Annotated in this window: 21 protein-coding genes and 4 tRNA genes; 7 read left to right on the forward strand and 18 right to left on the reverse strand. The window is 57.8% G+C overall.

Annotation, left to right across the window (positions count from 1 at the left end; translation table 11 throughout):
- The first annotated feature begins 200 nt into the window (after positions 1-200).
- A complete protein-coding gene (locus PspS34_RS18515) occupies positions 201-1331 on the forward strand; it encodes a carbon-nitrogen hydrolase family protein (RefSeq protein ID WP_159390271.1) in 1131 nt (376 codons plus the stop codon).
- A gap of 2 nt (positions 1332-1333) precedes the next feature.
- Positions 1334-2374, forward strand: coding sequence for an AraC family transcriptional regulator (locus PspS34_RS18520; protein ID WP_159390272.1), 1041 nt, complete (start codon positions 1334-1336; stop codon positions 2372-2374).
- 344 nt (positions 2375-2718) lie between these two features.
- Here PspS34_RS18520 and PspS34_RS18525 read toward each other — a convergent pair whose 3' ends face one another.
- The 12 genes from PspS34_RS18525 to PspS34_RS18580 form a co-directional block, all read right to left on the reverse strand.
- Positions 2719-3576: a DUF2242 domain-containing protein gene (locus PspS34_RS18525; protein ID WP_159390273.1), complete on the reverse strand. Its 858-nt coding sequence runs from the start codon at positions 3574-3576 to the stop codon at positions 2719-2721.
- Positions 3577-3779: 203 nt separating this feature from the next.
- Positions 3780-5651, reverse strand: a complete 1872-nt coding sequence (locus tag PspS34_RS18530) for a SurA N-terminal domain-containing protein (RefSeq protein ID WP_159390274.1) — start codon at positions 5649-5651, stop codon at positions 3780-3782.
- A 235-nt stretch (positions 5652-5886) separates the two neighbouring features.
- On the reverse strand, positions 5887-6159 hold the full coding sequence (locus PspS34_RS18535) for an HU family DNA-binding protein (protein WP_002552737.1): 273 nt from the start codon (positions 6157-6159) through the stop codon (positions 5887-5889).
- A 149-nt stretch (positions 6160-6308) separates the two neighbouring features.
- Positions 6309-8705: an endopeptidase La gene (gene lon / locus PspS34_RS18540; RefSeq protein ID WP_056722330.1), complete on the reverse strand. Its 2397-nt coding sequence runs from the start codon at positions 8703-8705 to the stop codon at positions 6309-6311.
- 250 nt (positions 8706-8955) lie between these two features.
- A complete protein-coding gene (gene clpX / locus PspS34_RS18545; RefSeq protein ID WP_008048848.1) occupies positions 8956-10239 on the reverse strand; it encodes an ATP-dependent Clp protease ATP-binding subunit ClpX in 1284 nt (427 codons plus the stop codon).
- Positions 10240-10351: 112 nt separating this feature from the next.
- Entirely contained in the window at positions 10352-10987 is a 636-nt protein-coding gene (clpP, locus tag PspS34_RS18550; RefSeq protein ID WP_090456702.1) for an ATP-dependent Clp endopeptidase proteolytic subunit ClpP, read from the reverse strand.
- Positions 10988-11080: 93 nt separating this feature from the next.
- Positions 11081-12391: a trigger factor gene (gene tig, locus PspS34_RS18555; RefSeq protein ID WP_057714092.1), complete on the reverse strand. Its 1311-nt coding sequence runs from the start codon at positions 12389-12391 to the stop codon at positions 11081-11083.
- 129 nt (positions 12392-12520) lie between these two features.
- Complete coding sequence (ltrA, locus tag PspS34_RS18560; RefSeq protein WP_154946677.1) at positions 12521-14224, reverse strand: group II intron reverse transcriptase/maturase; 1704 nt, start codon at positions 14222-14224, stop codon at positions 12521-12523.
- A 1407-nt stretch (positions 14225-15631) separates the two neighbouring features.
- Positions 15632-15707, reverse strand: a tRNA-His gene (locus PspS34_RS18565).
- A 77-nt stretch (positions 15708-15784) separates the two neighbouring features.
- Positions 15785-15869, reverse strand: a tRNA-Leu gene (locus PspS34_RS18570).
- A gap of 56 nt (positions 15870-15925) precedes the next feature.
- Positions 15926-16001, reverse strand: a tRNA-His gene (locus PspS34_RS18575).
- Between the two features lie 32 nt (positions 16002-16033).
- Positions 16034-16110, reverse strand: a tRNA-Arg gene (locus PspS34_RS18580).
- Between the two features lie 274 nt (positions 16111-16384).
- Here PspS34_RS18580 and folD point away from each other — a divergent pair.
- A complete protein-coding gene (gene folD / locus PspS34_RS18585; protein ID WP_046043051.1) occupies positions 16385-17239 on the forward strand; it encodes a bifunctional methylenetetrahydrofolate dehydrogenase/methenyltetrahydrofolate cyclohydrolase FolD in 855 nt (284 codons plus the stop codon).
- A 235-nt stretch (positions 17240-17474) separates the two neighbouring features.
- Positions 17475-18413 (forward strand): D-alanyl-D-alanine endopeptidase, encoded by a 939-nt coding sequence (gene pbpG, locus PspS34_RS18590; RefSeq protein ID WP_150812572.1) that lies wholly within the window; start codon positions 17475-17477, stop codon positions 18411-18413.
- A 58-nt stretch (positions 18414-18471) separates the two neighbouring features.
- On the opposite strand, the gene PspS34_RS18595 is transcribed toward pbpG, so the two are convergent.
- The 3 genes from PspS34_RS18595 to PspS34_RS18605 form a co-directional block, all read right to left on the reverse strand.
- Positions 18472-18687: a hypothetical protein gene (locus tag PspS34_RS18595; RefSeq protein WP_057714090.1), complete on the reverse strand. Its 216-nt coding sequence runs from the start codon at positions 18685-18687 to the stop codon at positions 18472-18474.
- Between the two features lie 17 nt (positions 18688-18704).
- Positions 18705-18911 carry a DUF6021 family protein gene (locus tag PspS34_RS18600; RefSeq protein ID WP_057714089.1) on the reverse strand — a complete coding sequence of 69 codons (207 nt, stop codon included), beginning with the start codon at positions 18909-18911 and terminating at the stop codon, positions 18705-18707.
- A gap of 93 nt (positions 18912-19004) precedes the next feature.
- Positions 19005-19733: a peptidase C39 family protein gene (locus tag PspS34_RS18605; protein ID WP_150812571.1), complete on the reverse strand. Its 729-nt coding sequence runs from the start codon at positions 19731-19733 to the stop codon at positions 19005-19007.
- Positions 19734-19912: 179 nt separating this feature from the next.
- Between PspS34_RS18605 and PspS34_RS28325 the strand changes: the two genes are divergently transcribed.
- A complete protein-coding gene (locus tag PspS34_RS28325; RefSeq protein WP_167362872.1) occupies positions 19913-20080 on the forward strand; it encodes a hypothetical protein in 168 nt (55 codons plus the stop codon).
- Positions 20081-20158: 78 nt separating this feature from the next.
- Here the strand turns inward: PspS34_RS28325 and PspS34_RS18610 are convergent, their stop codons facing one another.
- Together PspS34_RS18610 and PspS34_RS18615 are read right to left on the reverse strand one after the other, a co-directional pair.
- A complete protein-coding gene (locus tag PspS34_RS18610; RefSeq protein WP_090456707.1) occupies positions 20159-20908 on the reverse strand; it encodes a TerC family protein in 750 nt (249 codons plus the stop codon).
- Between the two features lie 29 nt (positions 20909-20937).
- On the reverse strand, positions 20938-21180 hold the full coding sequence (locus PspS34_RS18615; protein WP_150812569.1) for a hypothetical protein: 243 nt from the start codon (positions 21178-21180) through the stop codon (positions 20938-20940).
- 135 nt (positions 21181-21315) lie between these two features.
- Between PspS34_RS18615 and nhaR the strand changes: the two genes are divergently transcribed.
- Positions 21316-22215, forward strand: coding sequence for a transcriptional activator NhaR (nhaR, locus tag PspS34_RS18620; RefSeq protein ID WP_057714085.1), 900 nt, complete (start codon positions 21316-21318; stop codon positions 22213-22215).
- A gap of 5 nt (positions 22216-22220) precedes the next feature.
- On the opposite strand, the gene PspS34_RS18625 is transcribed toward nhaR, so the two are convergent.
- The gene (locus PspS34_RS18625; protein ID WP_090456711.1) at positions 22221-23375 is read right to left on the reverse strand and encodes an MFS transporter; all 1155 of its coding nucleotides are present in this window, start codon (positions 23373-23375) and stop codon (positions 22221-22223) included.
- A gap of 452 nt (positions 23376-23827) precedes the next feature.
- On the opposite strand from PspS34_RS18625, the gene sstT reads away from it, so the two are divergent.
- The gene (sstT, locus tag PspS34_RS18630) at positions 23828-25060 is read left to right on the forward strand and encodes a serine/threonine transporter SstT (RefSeq protein WP_150812566.1); all 1233 of its coding nucleotides are present in this window, start codon (positions 23828-23830) and stop codon (positions 25058-25060) included.
- The last annotated feature ends 136 nt before the right edge of the window (positions 25061-25196 follow it).

Below are 25196 nucleotides of genomic sequence, written 5' to 3' on the forward strand. Positions count from 1 at the left end.
GCTCACCTGCCTGCCGGTCAAGCCGAATGATGGCTGACCGGCGCCCCTCCTCCCATGATCCCCATCCAGCCATTCATGGCCGCGGCGCGGCGCAGAAAGGCAGCCGCCAGCGAAAAAAACAGCCAACGTTTGAAATTTGCCCACTAAGGCCTTGATTCCCTTTATGCTCGAACCAGTTCCAGGCTGTAAACTGTTTCCCCATGCGCAAACTTTTGTACCTGACATTTTCCATGGCGTTGCTCGCCACCCTCACGACCTACGCGATGTGGGCCGCAGACCGGCCGGTGGGTCATTACCTTTCGGATCTGCGGATCAACCTGGCTGTCGACCAGGGCACGCCTGCGGACCGCGGCAATCTGTTGGGCATTCAGCCCGAACTGTTTCCCACCGATTATCAAAGCCCCGAGCGTTTGCACCGCAAGCTCGCGGCCTATCTGCAAGCAGCCCGGGACCAGGGTCTGTTGAACGGCAAGACCGTCGTCGTGTTGCCGGAGCACGTCGGTACCTGGCTGATGGTCAGCGGCGAGAAGGATGAGCTGTATCAGGCCAGCACTCTCAAGGAGGCCATGAACTGGCTGGCGGTGAGCAATCCCCTGAAGTTCGCCAAGGCGTTGATCAGCGCCGAGGGCGGCAACCGTCTGGACGATGCCCACCTGCGCATGAAAGCAAAGGCGATGGCCAGAGACTACCAGGCATTGTTCGGAGGGCTGGCCAGGGAATTCCACGTGACGCTGGTGGCGGGTTCCATCGTACTGCCCGAACCGAGCATCATCGACGGCACCTTGAGAATCGGCCGCGGCGCGCTGTACAACAGCAGCGTGGTGTTCAACAGCGAGGGCCTGCCGATCGGCCAGCCCCAGCGCCAGATACACCCGTTCTTCGCAGAACAGAACGGGATCAAGGCGAACGGCGAGCACTCGCTCAATGTCGTTGATACCCCCGCGGGAAGGCTGGGCGTATTGATCGGTCACGACAGCTGGTACCCGGAAAACTACCTCAAGCTCAACGACCAAAGCGTGCAACTGGTCGCGGTACCGGCCTTTGTTGCCGGCCGTGGCACCTGGGATCAACCGTGGCGTGGCTACAGGGGCTCGTCAGCGCCGACATCGGTCATCTTGCAGCCTGGAGAAGTCAGTGAAGGCCAGGCCTGGCAGCGCCTGAATCTCACGACCCGGACACCTGCCAGTCAAGCCGTCGCTGGCATGAGTGTGTTCCTGCGGGGTCAGTTCTGGGATCAGGGCAGCGCCGGACACAGTTTCCTCAGCAGCAACGGCCAGCATTTTGCCGACGGCAATGCCCATGGTGCGCGTTTGCTGAACCTCTGGTTGTAGCCATGAAGCCGCAGCCGATGCGCCTGGGCGATCTGTCGGTGGGCTTTGTTCATAGCCTGGCCGATGCCGTGCGCAGTCATGGCATCGATCCTCAGCCACTGCTCGATCAATACGGCCTCGACGCCGGGCGCCTGAGCGAAGCCGGTGCCCGACTGTCGATACCGCGCTACATGCGCCTGGGCCACAGCGCCATTCAACTGACCGGCAACCCGGCCCTTGGCTTGCGCATGGGCCAGCTCAGCCGCCTGAGCCAGGCTGGCCTTGCTGGCGTCACTGCGGCCCAGGCGCCGACGGTACGAGAAGCCGCACGCTGCCTGATTCGATTCGAAACCTTGTACGGCTCCAATTATCGGGGTCAATCAAGCTTTCACGAAGACGCCCAAGGCGCCTGGCTGCGCTTCTATTCGATCAGCCCCTATAACGCCTACAACCGCTTTGTGGTGGATTCGATCATCGCCGGCTGGTTGCAGCAATTGTCCAGTGTCAGCCCTGCCCCGCTGCGCGCCGAACGCATCGAGATCGAATTCGAGGAGCCCGGCTACCGCGCGGCCTATGACGTGTTGGGTGACTGTCCGATTCAGTTTGGCGGCGAGCGCAATCAACTGCGCTTGAGCCTGGAAAGTCTCGCCCAGCGCAACCCCGAGCATTGCCCGAGTACCTGGCGGCATTTGCTGCAACTGTGTGAGCGAGAACTGGAACAACTGACACGCACCCGCAGCCTGCGCGAACGCATCATCGCGCTGCTGGGCCCCTTGCTCAATGGTGGCCGGGAACCCGACCTGCAAGAGGTGGCGGCACGCCTGAAGCTGCCCACCTGGACCCTGCGCCGCAAGCTCGCCGAAGAAGGCACGCAGTTTCGTGCAATTCTCAACGACACCCGTCGCGACCTGGCCATGACCTACATACGCGACACCGAACTGGCGTTCGGAGAGATCGCCTACCTGCTGGGTTTTGCCTCAGCCGAAGCGTTTCAACGTGCATACAAACGCTGGAACGGACAGACCCCCGGCGAATTTCGCCGCAGTCATCGCCAATCCGCCTGATGCCTACAACTCGGTAGCGTCTTCCGCCGGCTCCAGTGGGTCCAGTTCGAAAGCCTGGTACTCGAGCAGCTCTTCTTGATAATCGTCCATTTTTGAATCCCCCAACCCATGCTGAAAAACGTCTGAATAAATGACCAATTCCCTGAGCATAAAGTGCCCGCGTGAAAGAAAAATGACGCGGACACGACACTCTGTCGCTACTGAATAAAACGTAGCAGCTGGTCAGGAATTTATCATCGGATTTTTTCGCGGGAGGCCACAGAACAGTGGTCTTGGTTGACGAGGGTCAATCTTTTGGCTGGCCACGGGATCGGGTCATCCGATCCGATCCCGTGACGTCTCGATCACTGACCTGTGGCAGGCATAGCCGGGATGGGTTCGCTCGGCGCAGGCAAGTCACTCGGGTTCGACGGTGGCGTGACGATTTCCTGGAACGATGCAGGCTCTACACGCTCGGTCGGCGTGATCGGCGCCGCTTCAGGAGGCGGGGCAACCGGCTCGGAGGCCGCTGGAGCCGCTTCAATGGATGCAGGTGCAGGTGCAGGCGCTGGTGCAGCAGGCTCTACAGCGGGAGCCGCTGCCGGGGCAGGTGCCAGTGGTGCCGGCGCTGCCTGGGCTTCAGGCATGCCCAGGTCCGTTTTTGGCTTTTCGGGGATGTGCGCAGCCTTTTTCGCTTCCGGCGGCAGGAACAGTTCGACCAGTGCGAAGAAACGCTCGTAGAACTTGGCAGACGATACGGTTTCGCTGGCGACCTTGACCATCGAGTCATCGGAGGAGCCGATCGGCATCGACACCGAGCCCAACACACCCACACCGAGACTGGCGGAGTTGTTGGTCTTCTTCAGCGCATAACGATCCTGCAGGGCGTTGGCGAATACGGTCGCGTGGTGCCCTTCGCTGCCGTCATCGGCACAGACCACGCTGAAGCTGATCTCCATGTGGTTCTCGCCGGTCTGCTGGAAGCTCTTGTGACCGCTGACCAGCTTCGAATCGTTGCTGGTGATGATGTAACCCTGGCTGAGCAAGGCACGACGAGCGGCTTCACAGCTCTGGGTATCGCTGACCGGATAGTTTCGGGAAAAGGTACCGGAGTCGTCGAAATTCTCATGCTCATAGATGGCGGTCTTGTTCGATGAACAACCGGCCGCAGTGGCAAGCACGACTGCCAGCCCGACAACCCGCATGGGAAGTGATTTAAACATTGAACATCCTGAGGAAAACGGTTCGGGGCATATTGTGCAACAGATCGATGCTTAGCGGAGCATCGATCGTGTCTTAAAACGGTTACAGGCTGATTGACCCCGGTTTTGCGCAAAAGTCACCGCGGCAAGTGACGTACGGCCAAACAAAAAGACCCCGGCCTTCCGGCCGGGGTCTTTTGTGCAGCGCTAAACCTGATCAGGCATCAGTAACGCTTGATCTCCGCCTGGCTTTCCAGCTGCTTGCGGTAAGCCGCGAAGTCTTGCTGGCCGATGCGCGAAGCGAGGTAGCGACGATACTGTGCTTTCTCTTCTTCGGTCGGCGCCGCTGCTTCGTTCACGCCATTGAGGCGCACGATCATCAGGTTGCCATCACCCAGTGTCACGCTGGTGAAGGTCGGCTTGTCCTTGGACGCAGGCTTCGCCATGCGGAACAGCGCTTGCAGCACCGCAGGGTCGACCCCTTCCTGAGCACGAGTCGCCGCTTCCGTGACTTTCCAGGCCTGGCCGTCGACCGCCTGATCCAGCGGGGTCTTGCCATCGCGCAGGCTGGCAATCAGGGCGTCAGCCTTGGTCTTGGCATCGGCGCTGGCGTGTTCCTTGGCCAATTGCACACGGATCGCAGCAGAGACGCTTTCCAGCGGCAATTGCGAAGGCTTCAGGTGCTCCTTGGCACGCAACACGACCACGGTTTCCGGATCGAGCTCGATGGCAGTGCTGTTCGCACCTTCATCCAGGACTTCCGGGCTGAACGCGGCAGTGATCACGGCACGGTTGGCTGCGATACCCTCACCGCCTTCACGGCCGAACGGCTTGGACGTGTGGACGGTCAGTTTCAGGTCTTGTGCCGGTTGCGCCAGGTCCGACGCTTCGAATGAAGCGTCTTCCAGTTGCTTGGTCGCCTCGACAAAACGCTGTTCGACCTGCTGGGTCTTCAATTCGCGGGTCAGCTTGTCTTTCAGGCTGGCGAATGTCGGAACTTCAGGCGCTTCCACGCCCAACAGCTTGATCAGGTGGAACCCGAAATCGGTGCGAACCGGCGCGGAAACCTGGTCCTTGGCCAACGAATACAGGGCTTTCTCGAACGCCGGGTCGTAGACGCCAGGACCGGCATAACCCAGGTCACCGCCGTTGTTCGCCGAACCCGGATCCTGGGAGAATTCCTTGGCCAGCGCCTCGAATTTCTCGCCCTTGGCCAGACGAGCCTGGATCTCTTCGATCTTCGCCTTGGCTTGCGCCTCGGTGGTCTTGTCATTCACTTCAATCAGAATGTGCGCCGCCTGGCGTTGCTCGGACAGGTTCGCGATTTCTTTCTGATAGGCCGCCTGCAGGTCTTCGTCATTGACGCTGACCTGATCGAAGAAGGAAGCCTTCTTCAGCTCGAGGTAATCGATGACCACCTGATCCGGCGTCATGAATTCCTTGGCGTGCTCGTCGTAGTAGGCCTTGACCTCATCGTCGGTCAGCTTCACCGCTGCCGGGTCGGCCTTGATGTTCAGCGAGGCGAAATCGCGGGTCTGTTTTTCCAGACGGGCAAACGCCAGTACCTGTGCATCGGTCACGAAACCGCTACCGGCAAGACCGGCACGCAGCTGACCAATCAGCATTTCCTGAGCCAGCATCTGGCGGAATTGCATGCGGGTATAGCCGAGTTGGCGAATCACCTGGTCGAAACGCTCGGAGCTGAACTTGCCATCCACCTGAAACTCAGGCGTTTGCAGGATGACCTGATCCAGAGCTGCTTCGGAAAAGGCGAATTTCGAGTTTTCTGCGCCTTGCAGCAGCAGTTTGCGATCGATCAGGCCCTTGAGAGCCGACTCGCGCAGCATTTTTTCATCGAGCAAGGAAGCATCGAAATCCTTGCCCAGCTGTTGCATGAGCTGACGGCGTTGCATATCGACCGCCTGGCTCAGTTCGTTCTGGCTGATTTCTTCGCCATTGACCTTCGCCGCTTCATTCGTGTTCGTCGTGGCCTGAAAAATGGCGTCGAAACCGGTCAAAGCCATCAGTGCAACGATGACCCCGATAATAGTCTTGGCAATCCAGCCTTGTGAATTGTCCCTGATATTCTGCAGCATGCGTCCCCCAGAAACGGTTGAACTTCAAAAATTAGGCAACCGTGGAGCGTGGGTAGAATCCGGATAGAAGAAAGGCGCATCCGAGGATGCGCCTTCTCGTAACTGGCGGAGCGGATCGAGGGGCTCGAACTGGCGACCCTCAGTGTCTTGAACCGGCGACCTGCAGTCAGGACTGCCGCTCCGCTGCCAAGTCAGGCATGACCCCGACCCGGATGGGTAAAAACCTGAATCGAACTTAGTTGACAGCTTCTTTCAGTGCTTTACCGGCTTTGAAACCTGGTTTTTTGGCTGCTGCGATTTCCAGCGTCTTACCGGTCTGTGGGTTACGACCAATGCGAGCCGGACGATCAGTTACGGAGAAGGTACCGAAACCAACCAGAACAACAGAGTCGCCAGCCTTGAGAGCGCCAGTGACGGATTCGATTACAGCGTCCAGCGCACGGCCAGCAGCAGCTTTCGGGATATCAGCGGATGCAGCGATAGCATCAATCAGTTCCGACTTGTTCACTCTAAGTCCCCTTATATCTATTTGAGTATGATTCTAAGTTTTTTTGGTGAAAGCAAAAACGAGTGCTGAATGGCCTACAGACACTTAAGAGCCGCTTTATAACAAGGGCTCTAAAAAGCTGTCAAGAAAGCCCCCCAGGCAAATACGTACTAATGCGTGCTAATTCTTTCCTTAGAATCTGCGTCGCGTTTCTCATCCTTCGCGACTATCTCCGGAGCCACGTCCGGCAAGGGCTCCGGCGCGTATTGCAACGCAATTTGCAGGACCTCGTCAATCCATTTAACCGGTTTAATCTGTAGATCCTGCTTGATATTGTCCGGAATCTCTTTGAGATCGCGCACATTCTCTTCAGGAATGATCACGGTCTTGATTCCGCCACGGTGGGCAGCCAACAGTTTTTCTTTCAAGCCGCCAATGGCCAAGACCTGGCCACGCAACGTGATCTCGCCGGTCATGGCGACATCCGCGCGTACCGGAATGCCGGTCAATGCCGATACCAGGGCCGTGCACATGCCTACACCGGCGCTAGGGCCATCCTTTGGAGTCGCCCCTTCCGGCATATGGATGTGTGTGTCGCGCTTCTCATGGAAGTCCAGAGGGATCCCCAGGCTCTTCGCCCTGCTGCGGACAACGGTCAAGGCCGCGGTGATCGATTCGACCATCACGTCACCCAAGGAACCGGTCTTGATCAACTGGCCCTTGCCCGGCACTACGGCCGCTTCGATGGTCAGCAGTTCGCCGCCCACCTGAGTCCACGCCAACCCGGTCACCTGGCCAATCTGATCCTGCTGCTCAGCCAGGCCGTAGCGGAATTTACGCACGCCCAGGAAGTGCTCCAGCATGTCTGCGGTGACTTTCACCGAGAAGCGTTTCTCCAGCGCATGTTCCTTGACGGCCTTGCGGCAGACCTTGGCAATCTGGCGCTCCAGCCCACGCACACCGGCTTCACGGGTGTAGTAGCGGATGATGTCGCGGATCGCTTCTGCGTCAAACTCCAGCTCGCCTTTCTTCAGGCCGTTGGCCGTAATCTGCTTAGGCGAAAGGTATTTGACGGCGATGTTGATCTTCTCGTCTTCGGTGTAGCCCGGCAGACGGATCACTTCCATCCGGTCCAGCAACGCCGGCGGGATGTTCATCGAGTTCGAAGTGCACAGGAACATCACATCGGACAGGTCGTAATCGACTTCCAGATAGTGATCGTTGAAGTTGTGGTTCTGCTCGGGATCGAGCACCTCCAGCAACGCCGATGCCGGATCGCCACGCATGTCGCTGCCCATCTTGTCGATTTCATCGAGCAGGAACAGCGGGTTGCGGACACCCACTTTTGTCATCTTTTGAATCAATCTTCCTGGCATCGAACCGATGTAAGTACGGCGATGGCCACGAATTTCCGCCTCGTCACGCACGCCACCTAGGGCCATGCGCACGAATTTGCGGTTGGTGGCGTGAGCAATCGACTCCGCCAGGGACGTTTTACCCACCCCGGGAGGACCGACCAGGCACAGCACCGGACCACGAATTTTCTTCACGCGCTTTTGCACGGCGAGGTATTCGAGGATGCGTTCCTTGACCTCTTCGAGGCCATAGTGGTCGGCATCCAGAATGTCTTCTGCACGCGCCAGGTCCAGGCGCACCTTGCTCTGGGCCTTCCACGGCACTTGAACCAGCCAGTCGATGTACGAACGCACCACGGTCGCTTCAGCGGACATCGGCGACATCTGCTTGAGCTTGTTCAGCTCGGCCGTCGCCTTGGCCAGCGCGTCTTTCGGCAGGCCGGCGGCATCGATACGCTTTTTCAGCTCTTCGACTTCGTTGTGGCCTTCGTCACTGTCGCCGAGCTCTTTCTGAATGGCCTTCATCTGCTCATTCAGGTAGTACTCGCGCTGACTGCGCTCCATTTGTTTCTTGACGCGGCCGCGAATGCGTTTTTCGACTTGCAGCAGATCGATCTCGGCATCCAGCAACGCCAGAACGTGCTCGACCCGGGCCGACAAATCGATGATTTCGAGGATTTCCTGCTTCTGTTCGATCTTCAGCGCCATGTGCGCGGCCATGGTGTCCACCAGGCGGCCTGGCTCATCGATGCTGTTGAGCGACGACAGGACTTCAGCCGGGACTTTCTTGCCCAACTGCACGTATTGCTCGAACTGGGACAGCAGGCTGCGAACGAACACTTCCGACTCGCGCTCTGGTGCTTCAACTTCGTCGATCAGGGAGACTTCGGCACGGCAGTGGCCGTCCACTTCGCTGAAGCGCTCGACAGCGCCCCGCTGCTCGCCTTCGACCAGAACCTTGACCGTTCCGTCAGGCAGCTTGAGCAGCTGCAGAACGGTGGCAATCGTACCAACGCGATACAGGGCATCTTCACCGGGATCGTCGTCAGCCGGGTTTCTCTGGGCCAGCAGAAGGATCTGCTTGTCACCCGTCATCGCAGCCTCGAGGGCTTCGATGGATTTCTCGCGCCCCACGAACAGCGGGATAACCATGTGCGGATAAACCACGACATCACGCAATGGCAGGAGAGGCAATTCGATGGTTGTCTTCATGATTTCGCCTCTACGGCGGCCATAAGGCCGTAAACAGATGGAAGTAAGCTTGAAACCAAGATGGGGGCTGCCCAGGAAAAAAACAAGCGGATAAAAGAACCACTTGAAAGATTGCAGCATACGGATGCTGCTGCGACGGGCCGGATACGCCTTCAAAGACCGCCTTCGCTGGCAAGCCGGCTCCTGCAGGCCAGATCCCGAAATAGCAAAGGGGCCCGAAGGCCCCTTCTTTATTCAAGCTGCGTGACGCTTATGCGTCTGGCGCAGCCTTGGCGGTCGGCTCACTGTTTTCATAGATATACAGTGGCTTGGACTTGCCTTCTATCACGCTTTCATCGATCACTACTTTGCTCACCTCCGATTGCGAGGGGATTTCATACATAGTGTCGAGCAATACACCTTCGAGAATCGAACGCAGGCCACGGGCACCGGTTTTACGCTCCAGGGCACGCTTGGCGACCGATTTCAGAGCGTCGGTCCGGAATTCCAGATCCACGCCTTCCATCTCGAACAGCTTGGCATACTGCTTGGTCAGAGCATTTTTCGGCTCGGTGAGGATCTGCATCAATGCAGCCTCGTCGAGCTCGTCCAGCGTGGCAAGTACCGGCAGACGACCGACGAATTCCGGGATCAGACCGAACTTGACCAGATCGTCAGGCTCGACTTCACGCAGGGACTCACCGACTTTCTTGCCTTCTTCCTTGCTGCGCACTTCTGCGTTGAAACCGATGCCACCCTTGGTGGAACGGTTTTGAATGACCTTCTCAAGACCAGAGAACGCGCCACCGCAGATGAACAGGATGTTACGGGTGTCGACCTGCAGGAATTCCTGCTGCGGATGCTTGCGACCACCTTGAGGCGGAACGGAAGCGACCGTGCCTTCGATCAACTTGAGCAGGGCCTGCTGCACGCCTTCACCGGAAACGTCCCGGGTGATCGACGGGTTGTCAGACTTGCGCGAAATCTTGTCGATTTCATCGATGTAGACAATGCCCATCTGGGCCTTTTCCACGTCGTAATCGCATTTCTGCAGCAGCTTCTGAATGATGTTCTCGACATCTTCACCCACGTAACCCGCCTCGGTGAGGGTGGTTGCGTCGGCGATGGTGAACGGAACGTTCAGCAAGCGAGCCAGTGTTTCGGCAAGCAGGGTCTTACCCGAGCCTGTCGGGCCGATCAGCAGGATGTTGCTCTTGCCGAGTTCGACGTCGTCATTCTTTTTGTCACGCTGGTTCAGGCGCTTGTAGTGGTTGTACACCGCTACGGCCAGAACCTTTTTCGCACGCTCCTGACCAATCACATACTGATCAAGGATGCCGCTGATTTCTTTAGGCGAAGGCAATTTATGCGCGCTGCTTTCGGCCTGTGCTTCCTGCACCTCCTCGCGGATGATGTCGTTGCACAGGTCGACGCACTCGTCGCAGATAAAGACCGAGGGGCCGGCAATCAATTTGCGTACTTCATGCTGGCTTTTGCCACAGAAGGAGCAATAGAGCAGCTTGCCGTTGTCCTCGCCGTTGCGGGTGTCAGTCATTCGTTCGATCCAAATCCGATAGGCTTGCAACACAAGATGAAGGCTATTGCGGGCTTTTTCAAGCCCGCCGGTGATCGGACCCGCCGACCAACCTTATTTTGAGCTGCTTATTTTAAGCGGGGCGCTGGGTGATCACTTCATCGATCAAGCCGTACTCACGCGCGGCGTCTGCACTCATGAAGTTGTCGCGATTGGTATCGCGCTCGATTTCTTCGAGAGTGCGCCCGCTGTGCTTGGCCATCAGCGTGTTGAGACGCTCACGAATGAAGAGGATTTCCTTGGCATGGATTTCGATATCCGACGCCTGGCCCTGGAAACCGCCCAGTGGCTGGTGAATCATCACACGCGAGTTTGGCAGGCAATAACGCTTGCCAGGTGCACCGGCCGTCAGCAGGAACGCGCCCATGCTGCACGCCTGACCGATACAGGTGGTCGACACGTTGGGTTTGATGAACTGCATGGTGTCGTAGATCGACATGCCCGCCGTCACCGAACCGCCCGGGGAGTTGATATAGAGATGGATGTCCTTGTCCGGGTTTTCCGCTTCAAGGAACAGCAGTTGCGCACAGATCAGGTTGGCCATGTAGTCCTCTACGGGGCCCACCAGAAAGATCACCCGCTCCTTGAGGAGACGCGAGTAGATGTCGTAGGCGCGCTCGCCACGAGCGGACTGCTCGACAACCATCGGGACCAGGCCGCCAGCGGCCTGGATATCAGAGTTCTGCTGAATATACGAATTACGGAACATGCTCTGCAGTCACTCCCAAATAGTTATGTCTTGAATACGCATAAGCCAGCTCGAAGGCTGGCTTATGGTGTTTGCTTCTTACCGCAAAAGTGATCAGTCGGCTTGTGGTGCTTCTACCGGCTTGACTGCTTCTTCGTAAGAGACCGATTTGTCGGTCACGCTAGCTTTCTGCAGAACAGTATCCACAACTTGCTCTTCCAGCACAACCGAGCGAACTTCGTTCAGTTGCTGGTCGTTCTTGTAGTACCAGGACACAACTTGCTCAGGCTCCTGGTAGGCCGAAGCCATTTCCTGAATCATCTCGCGAACGCGGGTTTCGTCAGGCTTGAGGTCGAATTGCTTGACCACTTCAGCCACGATCAGACCCAGTACTACGCGGCGCTTGGCTTGCTCTTCGAACAGCTCGGCCGGCAGTTGGTCAGGCTTGATGTTGCCACCGAACTGCTGAACAGCCTGCACGCGCAGACGGTCAACTTCGTTGGACAGCAGAGCCTTTGGCACTTCGATCGGGTTGGTGGCCAGCAGACCGTCCATTACCTGATTCTTGACCTTGGATTTGATCGCCTGACGCAGTTCACGCTCCATGTTCTTGCGAACTTCGGCGCGGAAGCCTTCCAGACCGGTTTCCTTGATGCCGAATTGAGCGAAGAATTCTTCGGTCAGCTCTGGCAGCTTTGGCTCGGAAACGGTGTTGACGGTCACGGTGAACTCGGCGGTTTTGCCAGCCAGGTCCAGGTTCTGATAGTCCTCTGGGAAAGTCAGGTTCAGAACGCGTTCTTCACCGGCTTTGGCGCCAACCAGGCCATCTTCGAAACCAGGGATCATGCGGCCGGAACCCAGAACCAGCTGGGTACCCTTGGCGGAACCGCCAGCGAACACTTCACCGTCGACCTTGCCGACGAAATCGATGTTCAGCTGGTCTTCGTTTTGAGCAGCGCGATCGGCCACTTCGAAACGGGTGTTCTGCTTGCGCAGGATGTCCAGCATCTTGTCCAGATCGGCATCAGACACGTCAGCGCTCAGGCGCTCTACAGTGATACCTTCGAAACCGGCAACGGTGAACTCAGGGAACACTTCGAATACGGCTACGTATTCCAGGTCCTTGCCCGCTTCCAGGGATTTTGGCTCGATCGAAGGCTGACCAGCCGGGTTCAGCTTCTGCTCAACCACAGCTTCGTAGAAGGAAGACTGGATCACGTCGCCTACAGCTTCCTGGCGAGCGTCAGCACCGAAACGGCGCTTGATTTCGCTCATTGGCACTTTGCCTGGACGGAAGCCAGCAATCTTGGCCTTTTGGGCGGTCTGCTGCAGACGCTTGTTGACCTGGCTCTCGATGCGCTCAGCCGGCACGGTGACGCTCATGCGGCGCTCAAGAGCAGTAGTATTTTCAACAGAAACTTGCATGGATATTCCTCGTTGCACAGACGTTAGCCGGCCGTTTCCGACCCCAGAATGTCGGGTAGAGATGGGCCATTACTGGCCCACCTCCCCCTAAGAACCGTACGTGCGAGTTTCCCCGCATACGGCTCGGGCCTAATCAAAACCCCCGGTAAGGGGAGCCGGTTTGTTCACTGTCAATCCGCGAGCGTGTAGCCGCTGGTGACAAAGGGGGTGCAATAGTACCCGGTTATTTAGGGAGTCTCCACCGCCTTTTGTGCGGTACAGAATGTGGTGATCATGCCACCCCGTCTCCTTCGTAATCGGTAACTTACATATTGGACACAATCCTTTCTGACACTGGAAAAGGCTCAAGATTTGCTTACGGTACGCCAGCCTTTTGAGCATCTGTTCCATACGCCTTTTCTCACCCATTTCCTCCATAGAAGGATCGAAGGGGTTGTACTCCCCACTCACCTTCTTGTGCCTTTCGATCGGAGTGCTCGCTAGCGAGTACAACTCGATCGTTCGCATCTCTCCCTTGTCATTCATCGTCGCGGTAGCAAACACCCCTTTGCGCCCCTTCATGGGTTTAAAGTATTTCGCTCCGATCCACTGGAGTGTTTTCTTAGGGTGTCGCCGTTTTGCCCAACGCCATAGAGCCAGAAAGATCATGTAATCCATGCGGCTATACGCTTTCTTGGCTACCACAGGCTGGTGATAGAACGCCCAGCCACGCAGTATCGGATTCAGCTGTCGGATCAGATCCTCCTGCCTTACCGTTTTGCTGGTACTGATGACCTCCCTTACCTTGCTATAGAACGCTTTCACGTTTTTCTTGCTTGGCTTGATCAGAAGCTTCCCATCGTACTTGCGGAAATTCCAACCTAGAAAGTCAAAGCCTTCCTTTATATGGACGACACGCGTCTTCTCGAGTGACAACTGCAGCCCCCGCACTGCTAGGAACTGCTCTACCCAAGGTCTGACTTCAGTTTCCAGCACCTCTCGCGAGGTTCCGGTTATCACAAAGTCATCCGCATAACGCACCACATTGATTTTCAGCTTCTTGGCCTTGGTCACACCCAGATGCTGCTTAAGTTGTGACTCCAGCCCATCCAGCACCAGATTTGCCAAGCTGGGCGAGACAATCCCGCCCTGTGGCGTACCGGCATCCGTTGCCTGTAGCTGGCCTTTATGAATCACGCCAGCTTTCAACCATTTTCGGAGAACCACCTTATCCGTTGGGACATTGGTGATAAGCCAGTCATGATTGATATGGTCAAAGCAGCCTTTGATGTCCGCCTCCAAAACCCATTGGGCCGAAACCTTCTTGGATAGGCATACGAACAACTGCCCCATTGCATCCGCCGTAGATCGCTCGATCCTAAAGCCGTAGCTGTTTGGATCGCCGGTGGTTTCTGCAATGGGTGCCAGAGCAAGCAAATACAACGCCTGCATTGCCCTGTCCGTCATGGTCGGAATGCCCAGAGGGCGCTCCTTTCCATTTGACTTCGGAATAAACACACGCCGTAAAGGCCGTGGTTTATAACCGTGGCGCTTCAACCCATATGCCGCCTTCCATTTGGCATCGGGTGTATCCCAGAGCACGCGGTCGACTCCCGCCGTGCGCTTACCCTGGTTTTCAGTGACTCGCCGTACGGCCAAGTATCTGGCCGAGCGTGAGCGGGTCAGCATCCGCTGCAAGGCTTTCACCCTGCGCCAGTTGCCTTCCCGACAAGCCTTCGCAATCCGTATCTGCATCGCCCGGACATTCCGCTGAACACGCCACCAATCGATGTCATGCCATTGTTGCGGAGCGCCGGAAGGCGCAGACACGGCCAATTGGCTATGTTCTAACATGCTGCCTTCCTCTCAAGTTGCCCCAAGCGAAAGACGCACACATCCCCTGACGGGAATGGACGCTCCCGCCAGGGTTGGATTAATAGAAGATCCGTTACAGCTGGATCTCTAGGTTTATTGAGACAGGTTCACTCAGAGTTCATGCGACGAAAGACCACGCAGAAGTCTGCCCGGTTTCCCGAGGAGCAATGTTCCAGCCCCTATCCGGGCCATTACAGCCCGGCTTTCGCTTTCTCTGCGATCCCATACCCGCACAGCCAACGGATCACCTTGCGGTTCACCTGCCCGAAGGCAGCCATACGGGCTTACCACGTTCCCTGCCTGTCACACGACTGGGTTAGAGTCTGCCTATTCGCCGGCGACCTTATGTGACGACGTGTTCCGACCCTTGACCAGAACAACCGGTCGCATCACCTTTTTGGTTAATGCCTATCAGCAGATTAGGCACCGTAATGCTGACGACGTTTATTAGCAGTTCACTTGTGTTACCCATACCAGCCAGCCTAGCGCCTCAACCCGGTACTGCTCCGAGCATCTGCGCTCCGCCTCACGGCGAAGACGCACCCATACGGGGGCTACATTGTTGGAAGAGCTTCACACCCCACCGTTACCAGTGACGCATGTCTTCCTAGGCTATCGTTGGTCGCACAACGAGTCCGCTGCCACTCCAAACAGGCAATGGTTGGACAATGACAGACAGAGCTTTCGCTCATGTCTCCGGTTTGATGTGAACAGGGACTGCCGGGGCAGCATGCTCAAAGAATTGTTACCTCCTGTTTCAAAAGCAGGAGGGAACCCCAGCGGGGATTCTCTCCCGCATGGGTTTAGCCCTGAATAGGGCTGATGTGTAGTAGGCACTCCAATACCGGAAATCCAGTACTGCGGTCGAGCCACCGAGCGCTAATCGACCTTGAGTTTGCCACCGCCGCTGCGGCAAGTCCTTGAAGGCATTGGACTTCTGGGAGGGTTTTGTTTCTTGGGATTGGGCACCCAAGCTCTCGGCTCTCTTTCGAAAACCCTTCAAGATGACTCTACACCTCGAAGTTTAGGAGACACGTCACGCGTGTCGCACCAAGGGCATGCATTCTAGTGGGTCAAACTCAAGAAGTCACCCTACTGAAAACGGGTAAAAACGCAGCAGGCAATTTATAGGTGCGAATGCACGAATGCACCTCGCCCCGATGGCAAATACAACCAATCACGCCAGGGCTCTGCGCCAACCTCTCCCTATATAGAGAAGGTCGCCAATCATCTCCCTGACAGCCGATCTCGCAAGCAAGGCCGGCGGGCAGGACAGCATCATCGAGAAACATAAATACGACGAAACGCCCGCCCCTGCGACCCGGAACCTGCGGCCGCCGAAACAAAAAAGGCGCCAGACTTTTCAATCTGGCGCCTTTCGAAATATGGGGTGGACGATGGGGATCGAACCCACGACAACGGGAGTCACAATCCCGTGCTCTACCAACTGAGCTACGCCCACCATATTGCCTGTTAAAGAAGCCAAACAACTTCTTTATCAAGCTCCAGCCAGGCCAAGTGCCTGAATGAAGCTTTATTTGGTGCGGATGAAGAGACTCGAACTCTTACGCCTCGCGGCGCTGGAACCTAAATCCAGTGTGTCTACCAATTCCACCACATCCGCGGATGAAGCCTTTAAAGCAAAGGCGCCAGACTGTTAATCTGGCGCCTTTCGAAATATGGGGTGGACGATGGGGATCGAACCCACGACAACGGGAGTCACAATCCCGTGCTCTACCAACTGAGCTACGCCCACCATATCGCGCTACTTGTGCCAAAGCTGCCTAATGGCGCACCCGGCAGGACTCGAACCTGCGACCATCCGCTTAGAAGGCGGATGCTCTATCCAGCTGAGCTACGGGCGCCTTGTTAGCTGTAACCTTGGAGGACTACAAACTAAGTGCTTTCCAGTCTTGCAGAATCGTAATCCTGCTCAACCTTCCTAACCAGTGCTAGGCTGTGCCCGACAAGTGCGACGAATAGTATAGAGCCCCCCGAAGGTCGTCAAATCCTTTTTAAAAAAAATTCATTTAATTAAAGGAGTTAGGGGAATTTGCAGACCAAGCGCCTTTGCCCTCACCGCATGACATGCGAGAATGCGTTCTCTTTTTTTCCCCTCTCGATGGTTAATCACGCGCAATGACTGCACAACTTATCGACGGCAAATCGATCGCCGCCAGCCTGCGCCAGCAGATCGCCCAACGTGTCACCGAGCGTCGCCAGCAAGGCCTGCGCACGCCCGGCCTTGCGGTGATCCTGGTCGGCAGCGATCCTGCCTCTCAGGTTTATGTCTCGCACAAGCGTAAAGACTGTGAAGAGGTCGGCTTTCTATCCCAAGCCTATGACCTGCCTTCCGAAACCACTCAAGAAGCGCTGACCGAGCTGATCGATCGCCTGAACGACGACCCTGCAATCGACGGCGTTCTGCTTCAACTTCCGCTTCCCGAACACCTGGACGCCTCCAGGCTGCTGGAGCGCATTCGTCCGGATAAAGACGTCGACGGTTTCCATCCTTATAACGTCGGTCGCCTGGCCCAGCGTATCCCGCTGCTGCGCCCATGCACCCCCAAAGGCATCATGACCCTGCTGGAAAGCACCGGTGTCGACCTTTACGGGATGGATGCCGTGGTCGTCGGCGCGTCCAATATCGTTGGCCGCCCGATGGCGATGGAATTGCTGCTGGCCGGCTGCACCGTGACGGTCACCCACCGCTTTACCAAGGACTTGGCCGGCCATGTCGGCCGTGCGGATCTGGTCGTCGTCGCCGCCGGCAAGCCGGGCCTGGTCAAGGGCGAATGGATCAAGGAAGGCGCGATCGTGATCGATGTCGGCATCAACCGTCAGGACGACGGCAAGCTGGTCGGTGACGTGATCTACGAAACCGCCCTGCCCCGCGCCGGCTGGATCACCCCGGTACCGGGCGGCGTAGGCCCGATGACCCGTGCCTGCCTGCTGGAAAACACCCTGTACGCCGCCGAAACCCTGCACAGCTGAGTTTCAACGCGCACGCTGTCAGCGTGACAAGGAACCCCGCCCTGGCGGGGTTTTTTTTGCCCGCGAGAAACACCGACCGCCCGCCGGAAAATGACTTTTTTTTCATGTTTCTCAGGACTTTCACCTGTTACTTGAACAACCATCGACAGTTATTCAGCCATACTCCAGAATGACGCGCTTTTCAGGAAACAGTCCGTTACAGAACGGCTTATCAACACTTTATGGGTCTGCCAGCGTGAATATCCGTCTTTCCATCCTGAGCCTATTTTTTGCAGTTGCAGGGACTTTCATCACGCCCTTCGCCAGCGCTGGCGAAACCACCGCAGCACCGCGAGATACGAAGACACTCAAGCTCGCTTCCGGCAGCTCCTTGCTGCTGGACATGCAGACCAACAAAGTCATCTACGCCAGCAATCCTGACGTGGTAGTGCCGATCGCTTCCGTCAGCAAGTTGATGACTGGCCTGGTCGTGGTCGAGTCTCGGCAGAACATGGACGAATACATCAACATCAACATCAGCGACACACCGGAAATGAAAGGTGTGTACTCCCGGGTCAAGCTCAAGAGCGAACTGCCGCGCCGGGAAATGCTGCTGATTGCCCTGATGTCATCTGAAAACCGAGCCGCTGCAAGCCTGGCCCACCACTATCCGGGTGGCTATGCCGCGTTCATTGCTGCAATGAACGCCAAGGCCCGGGCCTTGGGCATGACCAATACCCATTTCGTCGAGCCGACCGGTCTCTCGCCGCGCAACGTTTCGACCGCTCGCGATTTAAGCAAACTGTTGATCGCCGCGCACAAGTACCCGCTGCTGACCGAGCTGAGTACAACCAAGGAAAAGACCGTTTCGTTTCGCAAACCGAACTACAGCCTGGGTTTCCGCAACACCGACCATTTGGTCCGCAAGCCGGATTGGGACATCCAGCTGACAAAAACCGGCTTCACCAACGAGGCCGGCCACTGCCTGGTGCTGGTGACCCGGATGGCTAACCGCCCGGTGGCCTTGGTGATCCTTGACGCCTATGGCAAGTACACCCACTTTGCCGATGCCACGCGCATGCGTAATTGGGTAGAGAGCGGAAAGAGCGCGGACGTGCCTTCCGTAGCCTTGCAGTACAAGGCAGACAAGAACCTCAAGCAGCGGCAGAGCGGCGTGGTAGAAGCGTCGAAGTAACCTTGCTGCAAACGCATGAAAAAGCCCCGGACATCCGGGGCTTTTTTTCGTCGCAAAGTCAGTCGTTAGGCAGCGGCATCTGGTCGTCATCCGGGATACCGTCGCCGGTACTTGGATCTCTCCAACCCTTCGGCTTTTCAGTGGGCGCCACCGTTGGCCGCGCCAGGGGATCCCTCAACGGGCTGTCGGGATCCATCACCGGATCGGTGCTTTGCTCGGGGGTTGTGGGGACAGTTTCCGGACGTTTGTCGTCGAAACTGGAATCGGTAGACATACACACCTCCATTGGACCTAAGGCTTCAGATCACCCAGTGGATCGTAGGGCTTGGCCGGAGCCTTGGGGTTGTCACCCGGTTTCACGTCCCTCGGTGCCTTGGCGGGCCCGATCGGGTCGACCTGAGGATCGGCAAGGTCCGGGGAGTCGGGATCGAAACCCAGCTCATTGCCAGACGAATGCTCGGATGAGTGTGGACCGACCGGCGTAGTTGAATGAGCCATGGGCGCCTCCTGTATCAAGGCCCGGAAAGATCCGGGCCTTTGCAGGTTAGAGGCTGGCATCGGGCGCTGGTGCCCGGAGGGTGACGAACGGACTTAGTGTGCGGCCAAGGCTTTTTTAGCTTTTGCTGCCGCCGGCTCCTGGCCCGCCTGAGCCAGATCATTGGCTGCCTTGAGCCAGCGTTGCTGATCGACCTGGGCGGGAATCTGCGTCGGACTCTGGATCAACACTGCCCAACCGCCGGCATCCTTGAACGCCGATTCAAAAGAACCGAAGCTCATCAACGTCCGCTGACTCATGCCTGCGCGCAACAGCACGGTCTGCTTCTGACGGTTGTACCCGGTGAGAATCGCATAACGCGGTTCGGCCCACATCGCCGAGCCTTCGGTGAAGCGCACCATCACCGGATAACCGGCCGCGACCTGGGTCAACAAGGCTGGCAAGGTCGCGTCAAGGGGATAGACCACCATCCCGTACTCACGCGCGAGGTTCACCATGTTCTGTTGCAGCTGGGCTTCGGCGCCCGGCAAATGCAGCGGTTTGTCGAGCAAACCCGGCGTAATCACGATGTTCTGCTGGGACAGCATGCTGGCCAGCACCTGCGGTCCGCTTTGATTGGCCACGCCCTTGTAGAAGCGGCCACTGAGTTCGACCCGCTCCGGCAGACGCTTGATCTCAGGTGCAACACTCCCGGCGCAACCCGCCAGCGCCACCACACATCCCGCCATCAGCGCCGCCGACAGCATTCGAGAAAATACCCGCACCATCATCACTCTCTTGTTCAGGCGCCAGGCAACAATATTCCCGGCAAGGCCGTTGATCATAGGACGCCGCGCGACAGCGGTATAGCCTTAACCGGCAGTTGTTTGCATTCGATAGAGCGAACTGGTTGGTGACTGCCGACTTTCGGTCAATAGCCTGAAATACAGCAACGGCTAGACTGTTCCTTGAAGAGACGACAGCGAAGCGTGAGTGCCCATTGAAGGGCAAAGAGGAGGCACCGATGAGCCTGACCATGATCATTGTAATGTTGGTTTGCGGCTGGCTGGCGGTAGCCGCCGCCATGCTGTGGGGCGTGCTGCGCATTACTCGCCGCCACCATCACCCTGTCCAGCCGGCGCCTGCGCAAGAAGCGGACAAGGCACCAAGCCAGCACGCCAACGCTCACTGACACCACCTTTATCCGAGACCAACAAAAACGGCCGCCTGCACTCCTTCGAGTTCAGGCGGCCGTTTCTTTTAGCGGCGGTCAGACTTCAGTGGCAACCCGCTTCTGCCTGGAGCGACGGGACATCATGTTCAACACCTCGATCGCAGCCGAGAATGCCATGGCCGCATAGACGTAGCCTTTCGGTACATGGGCGCCAAAGCCTTCGGCAATCAGCGTCATGCCGATCATGATCAGGAAGCCCAGGGCCAGCATCACCACTGTCGGGTTGTCGTTGATGAACTTGGCCAGCGGATCAGCCGCCAGCAACATCACCAGTACCGACACCACCACCGCGATGACCATGATCGGCAAATGCTCGGTCATGCCGACAGCGGTAATGATGCTGTCGATGGAGAACACCATATCCAGCATCAGGATCTGACCGATCGCGGCAGCGAAGCCCAGGGTCACGGTCGAGGTCGCCGACTTCGGATCTTCCGGTGCCGGGTCCATGCTGTGATGGATCTCGGTGGTCGCCTTCCACAACAGGAACAGGCCACCGGCAATCAGGATCATGTCTTTCCAGGAAAACGCGTGGCCGAGGATCTCGATCACCGGATTGGTCAACTGGACGATGAACGCGATGGTGCTCAGCAAGCCCAGACGCAGGATCAACGCCATGCCGATACCGATGCGCCGTGCCCGCTGTCGATTGTGCAAGGGCAGCTTGTTGGTCAGGATCGAGATGAAGATCAGGTTATCGATGCCGAGCACGATCTCCATCACGATCAGGGTGGCAAGGGCGACCCAGGCGGTGGGGCTGGCGGCAAGTTGTAAAAGGTAGTCCATGGGTCAGTCCTGACTCGTTGTAATACGGTTTAGATTTCCTGGGAGGAAGATTCGGTTTTTTCCGAGTCTTTTTCCGATGATTCTTTTTTGCTGATCAATCCGCTGGTGGCGTCATTGAGTGCTTGCTCGGCGGCCTTGTGGGTATCGTCAATCGCCTGTTTGGCGCTTTCGGCAGCCTTGCCCATCAATTGTTGCGCGCTTTTCTCGGCCTGGTCGCAACCGGCCAGTACCAGTAAAGACGTGATCAGCAATGCCGTGGCTTTAAGCTTCATGATGCTTTCCTCGATAGAACGAACGGGACCTAAACGATGGTCCGTTGATAGCGATGCATTCTAGGGAAGTGAATACTTCAGGAAAATTCGTATTTTCAGCGGCTATACTTCGGTTTTTACGAACTGTAGATCGCCATGCTCAACTATCGGCAATTGCATTACTTCTGGGTGGTGGCCAAGACCGGCAGCATCGTGCGCGCCTGTGAGCAGCTCAATCTCACGCCGCAAACCATCAGTGGGCAGATTTCATTACTGGAACAGACCTTTGGCATCGAGTTGTTTCGGCGTGTTGGACGGCAACTCGAACTCACTGAGGCCGGCCGGCAGGCACTGCCCTACGCCGAACAAATGTTCCAGCTGGGTGGCGAACTGGAACTGATGCTGCGGGCACAACCCAATGAGCAGCAGATCCTGTTTCGCGTCGGCGTGGCCGACGTGGTGCCCAAGTCCATCGTCTATCGCCTGATTGCACCGACCATGGAGCTGAGCGAACCGCTGCGCATCACGTGCCGCGAAGACAAGCTTGAACGTTTGTTGGCCGACCTGGCGATCCAGCGCCTGGACCTGGTGATATCCGACAGCCCCATGCCATCGCACTTGGACATCAAGGGCTACAGCCAGAAACTCGGTGAGTGCGGGATCAGCTTCTTCGCCACCCCAGAGCTGGCGGCCCGTTACGGTCACGACTTTCCGCGCAACCTGCACGGTGCGCCGCTACTGATTCCCGGGCCGGAAACCGTGGTGCGCAGCCGTTTGCAACGGTGGTTTGCCGAGCAGCAGATCCAGCCGCAAATTGTCGGCGAGTTCGACGACAGCGCCCTGATGCAGGCCTTCGGCCAATCCGGCAGCGGGATCTTCATCGGCCCGAGCGTGATTGCCGATGAGGTGCGACGCCAATATGGCGTGCAAGTGATCGGCCAGACCGACGCGGTGAGCGAGTCGTTCTATGCCATCTCAGTGGAACGCAAGGTCAAGCACCCCGGCATTGTCGCCATTACCGAAGGTGCCCGACGCGAGCTGTTTACCGAGTTTTAGGACACTCAGGCGCAGACTTCCCGGGGCTTGAAGGTCATCAGCGCAATGGCCAGCAGGATCGAGGCGAGAATGAACGCCGCAGCAGCGAAGCCAAGGCCTTGCAGGCCGACGCTGTCGATTACCCGGCCACCGATCATCGCGCCCAGACCGATACCGAGGTTGGCCCCGGCGATGTTCAGCGACGCAGCGAAGGCCGGCGCTTCGGGCGCCGCTTTCATCAGGCGCACATGGCTGACCAGGAACAACGCCGCCTGGGTCACGCCCCAGATGCCCATCGCTGCTGCCAGACCCAGCGGCGAGTGGATGTTCGGCACCAGCGCCACCAGGCCGGCAATCATGAACGCACAGAACATCATCGACGCCATCAGCGGATGACGATCCACCGCACGGCCACCCAGGGAGTTACCGATCAGCCCGACCGCACCAAAGCCCATCAGGCACCAGCCGACCACGGTGCCGTTGAAGCCGGCCAGTCGCTCAAGGATGTCCGCCAGATAGGTGTACGCGGTGAACATGCCGCTGAACACAATCACAGACAGCAGCACGTGACCGAGCATCAGCGGGCTGCGCAGGATCTTGAACTGCGAGCGAAAGCTCACCTGATGCTGGTGCAGGTTGGTCCTGGGCAGATAGATAAACAGCAGCAACGCCTTGGCAAAGGCGATGACCGCCAGAATCGCGAAAGCACTGCGCCAGCCGAACGCATCGGAAATCAGCGTGCCCACGGGAATGCCGAACACCGTGGCGCAAACGATGCCGAAGCCGATCTTGGCGATGGCGCGACCGGCGTAATCCGGCCCGACGATGTCCACCGCCGTTTCGCTGGCCAAGGCCCAGAACACTGGCAACCCCAGCGCCGGGATCAAGCGGGCAAACGCCATCACCCAGATGTTCGGCGCCAGCGCCGCGACCGTGTTGGCCAGGCCAAACATGATCAGCACCGAGATGAACAACTTGCGACGCTCGAAGCGGGCGAAATACGCCGTCAGGAACGGCCCGAACGCGGCCACGGTGAAGGCGAACAGGGTCACCAGCAAACCGGCTTGCGGGATGCTGACCTCCAGGTCCCTGGCGATAGCCGGCAACAGGCCAACAATGATGAATTCCGTGGTCAGCACCGTGAAGCCGGCGGCGGACAACAGAAGAATGGGCAGCAGCATGCAAAACTCCAGAAAACGAAAACACCAGCGATAGCCCGAAGGCCCACTGGCAGACATGAAAATGAGGATGGCGAATCTTAACAGAGTGTTTTCGGATGTGGTTGCACGAACCTGCAATTCGCGTTGAAGACCAGGGTGGCAGTTCGTCACAGGTCTGAAAGATCGTTCCTGCGCTGTGATAAAGTCCGCGCCCTGAAAAACGTACACCCTGTGATCAATGCCGATCATTTAAGGGGCAAAACCTGTGGGAGCGAGCTTGCTCGCGATGGCGGGCCGTCAGACAACGCAAGTGTCGACTGTGCCAGCGTCATCGCGAGCAAGCTCGCTCCCACAAGGAATGCGGTGTTCTACACCCTGTATTCCCCTCCCGGTTTCCGGTCTGCGGCCTGCCCTGCTTGTTGCTGCAACTGCGACGAAACCATGCACTTATAAAAATTCAGAGATGCCGTTTTATGACAGCTTCATCCCCTTCTCTATTGCAACGCCTTAAACGCCTGAGCCTGGTCACACAGATCGTGATCGGCCTGATCGCCGGTATTGCCCTGGCGCTGTTTGCCCCCGACATGGCGAAGTCCACGGCGTTCATCGGCAAAGTGTTTGTCTCGGCACTGAAAGCCGTCGCGCCGATTCTGGTGTTCGTGCTGGTCATGGCGTCGATTGCCAACCACAAGCACGGCCAGGAAACCCACATCCGTCCGATTCTGTTCCTGTACCTGCTGGGCACTTTCGCCGCGGCCGTGGTCGCGGTGGTTGCCAGCATGACGTTCCCGTCGAGCCTGGTGCTGTCGACCCAGGACGTCGCGGTCACTGCACCAGGCGGGATTGGCGAAGTGTTGCAAAGCCTGTTGCTGAGCGTGGTCGATAATCCGGTCAGCGCCCTGATGAATGCCAATTTCATCGGCATCCTGGCGTGGGCCATCGGTATGGGTATTGCCATCCGCCACGCCGGCGACACCACCCGTGAAGTGCTGGGCGACCTGTCCAACGGCGTGACGGTGATCGTGCGCCTGGTGATCAGCTTCGCCCCGCTGGGCATCTTCGGCCTGGTGGCCTCGACCCTCGCCACTTCCGGCTTCGGTGCCTTGATCGGCTACGCGCACCTGCTGGCCGTGCTGCTGGGCTGCATGCTGTTCGTGGCGCTGGTGATGAACCCGCTCATCGTGTTCTGGAAACTGCGCCGCAACCCGTACCCGCTGGTACTGACCTGCCTGCGCGAGAGCGGCATCACGGCGTTCTTCACCCGCAGCTCGGCGGCGAACATTCCGGTCAACCTGGAGTTGAGCAAGCGTCTGGGCCTGCACGAAGACACCTACTCGGTATCGATCCCGCTGGGTGCGACCATCAACATGGCGGGTGCTGCGATCACCATCACCGTACTGACCCTGGCGGCCGTGCACACCCTCGGCATCACCGTGGACGTTCCGACGGCGATCCTGCTGAGCGTCGTCGCGGCGATCTGCGCCTGCGGTGCTTCCGGTGTAGCCGGTGGTTCGCTGTTGCTGATTCCACTGGCGTGCAGCCTGTTCGGCATCCCGAGCGAAATCGCCATGCAGGTGGTGGCGGTCGGTTTCATCATCGGCGTGTTGCAGGACTCGGCGGAAACCGCGCTCAACTCGTCCACCGATGTGCTGTTCACCGCGGCGGCTTGCCTGGGTGAAGAGCAAAAAGCCGAGCGTTTGGCGTAACGCCGCCACCCCATGTGGGAGCGGGCTTGCTCGCGAAGGGGTCGTCAGCTTCAACATTAGCGTTGGCTGACACACCGCTTTCGCGAGCAAGCCCGCTCCCACAGGATTTGTGGTGTAGCTGAAGACTGGGTACCCA

It is taken from the genome of Pseudomonas sp. S34, assembly GCF_009866745.1.
Classification (GTDB): Bacteria; Pseudomonadota; Gammaproteobacteria; order Pseudomonadales; family Pseudomonadaceae; genus Aquipseudomonas; species Aquipseudomonas jessenii.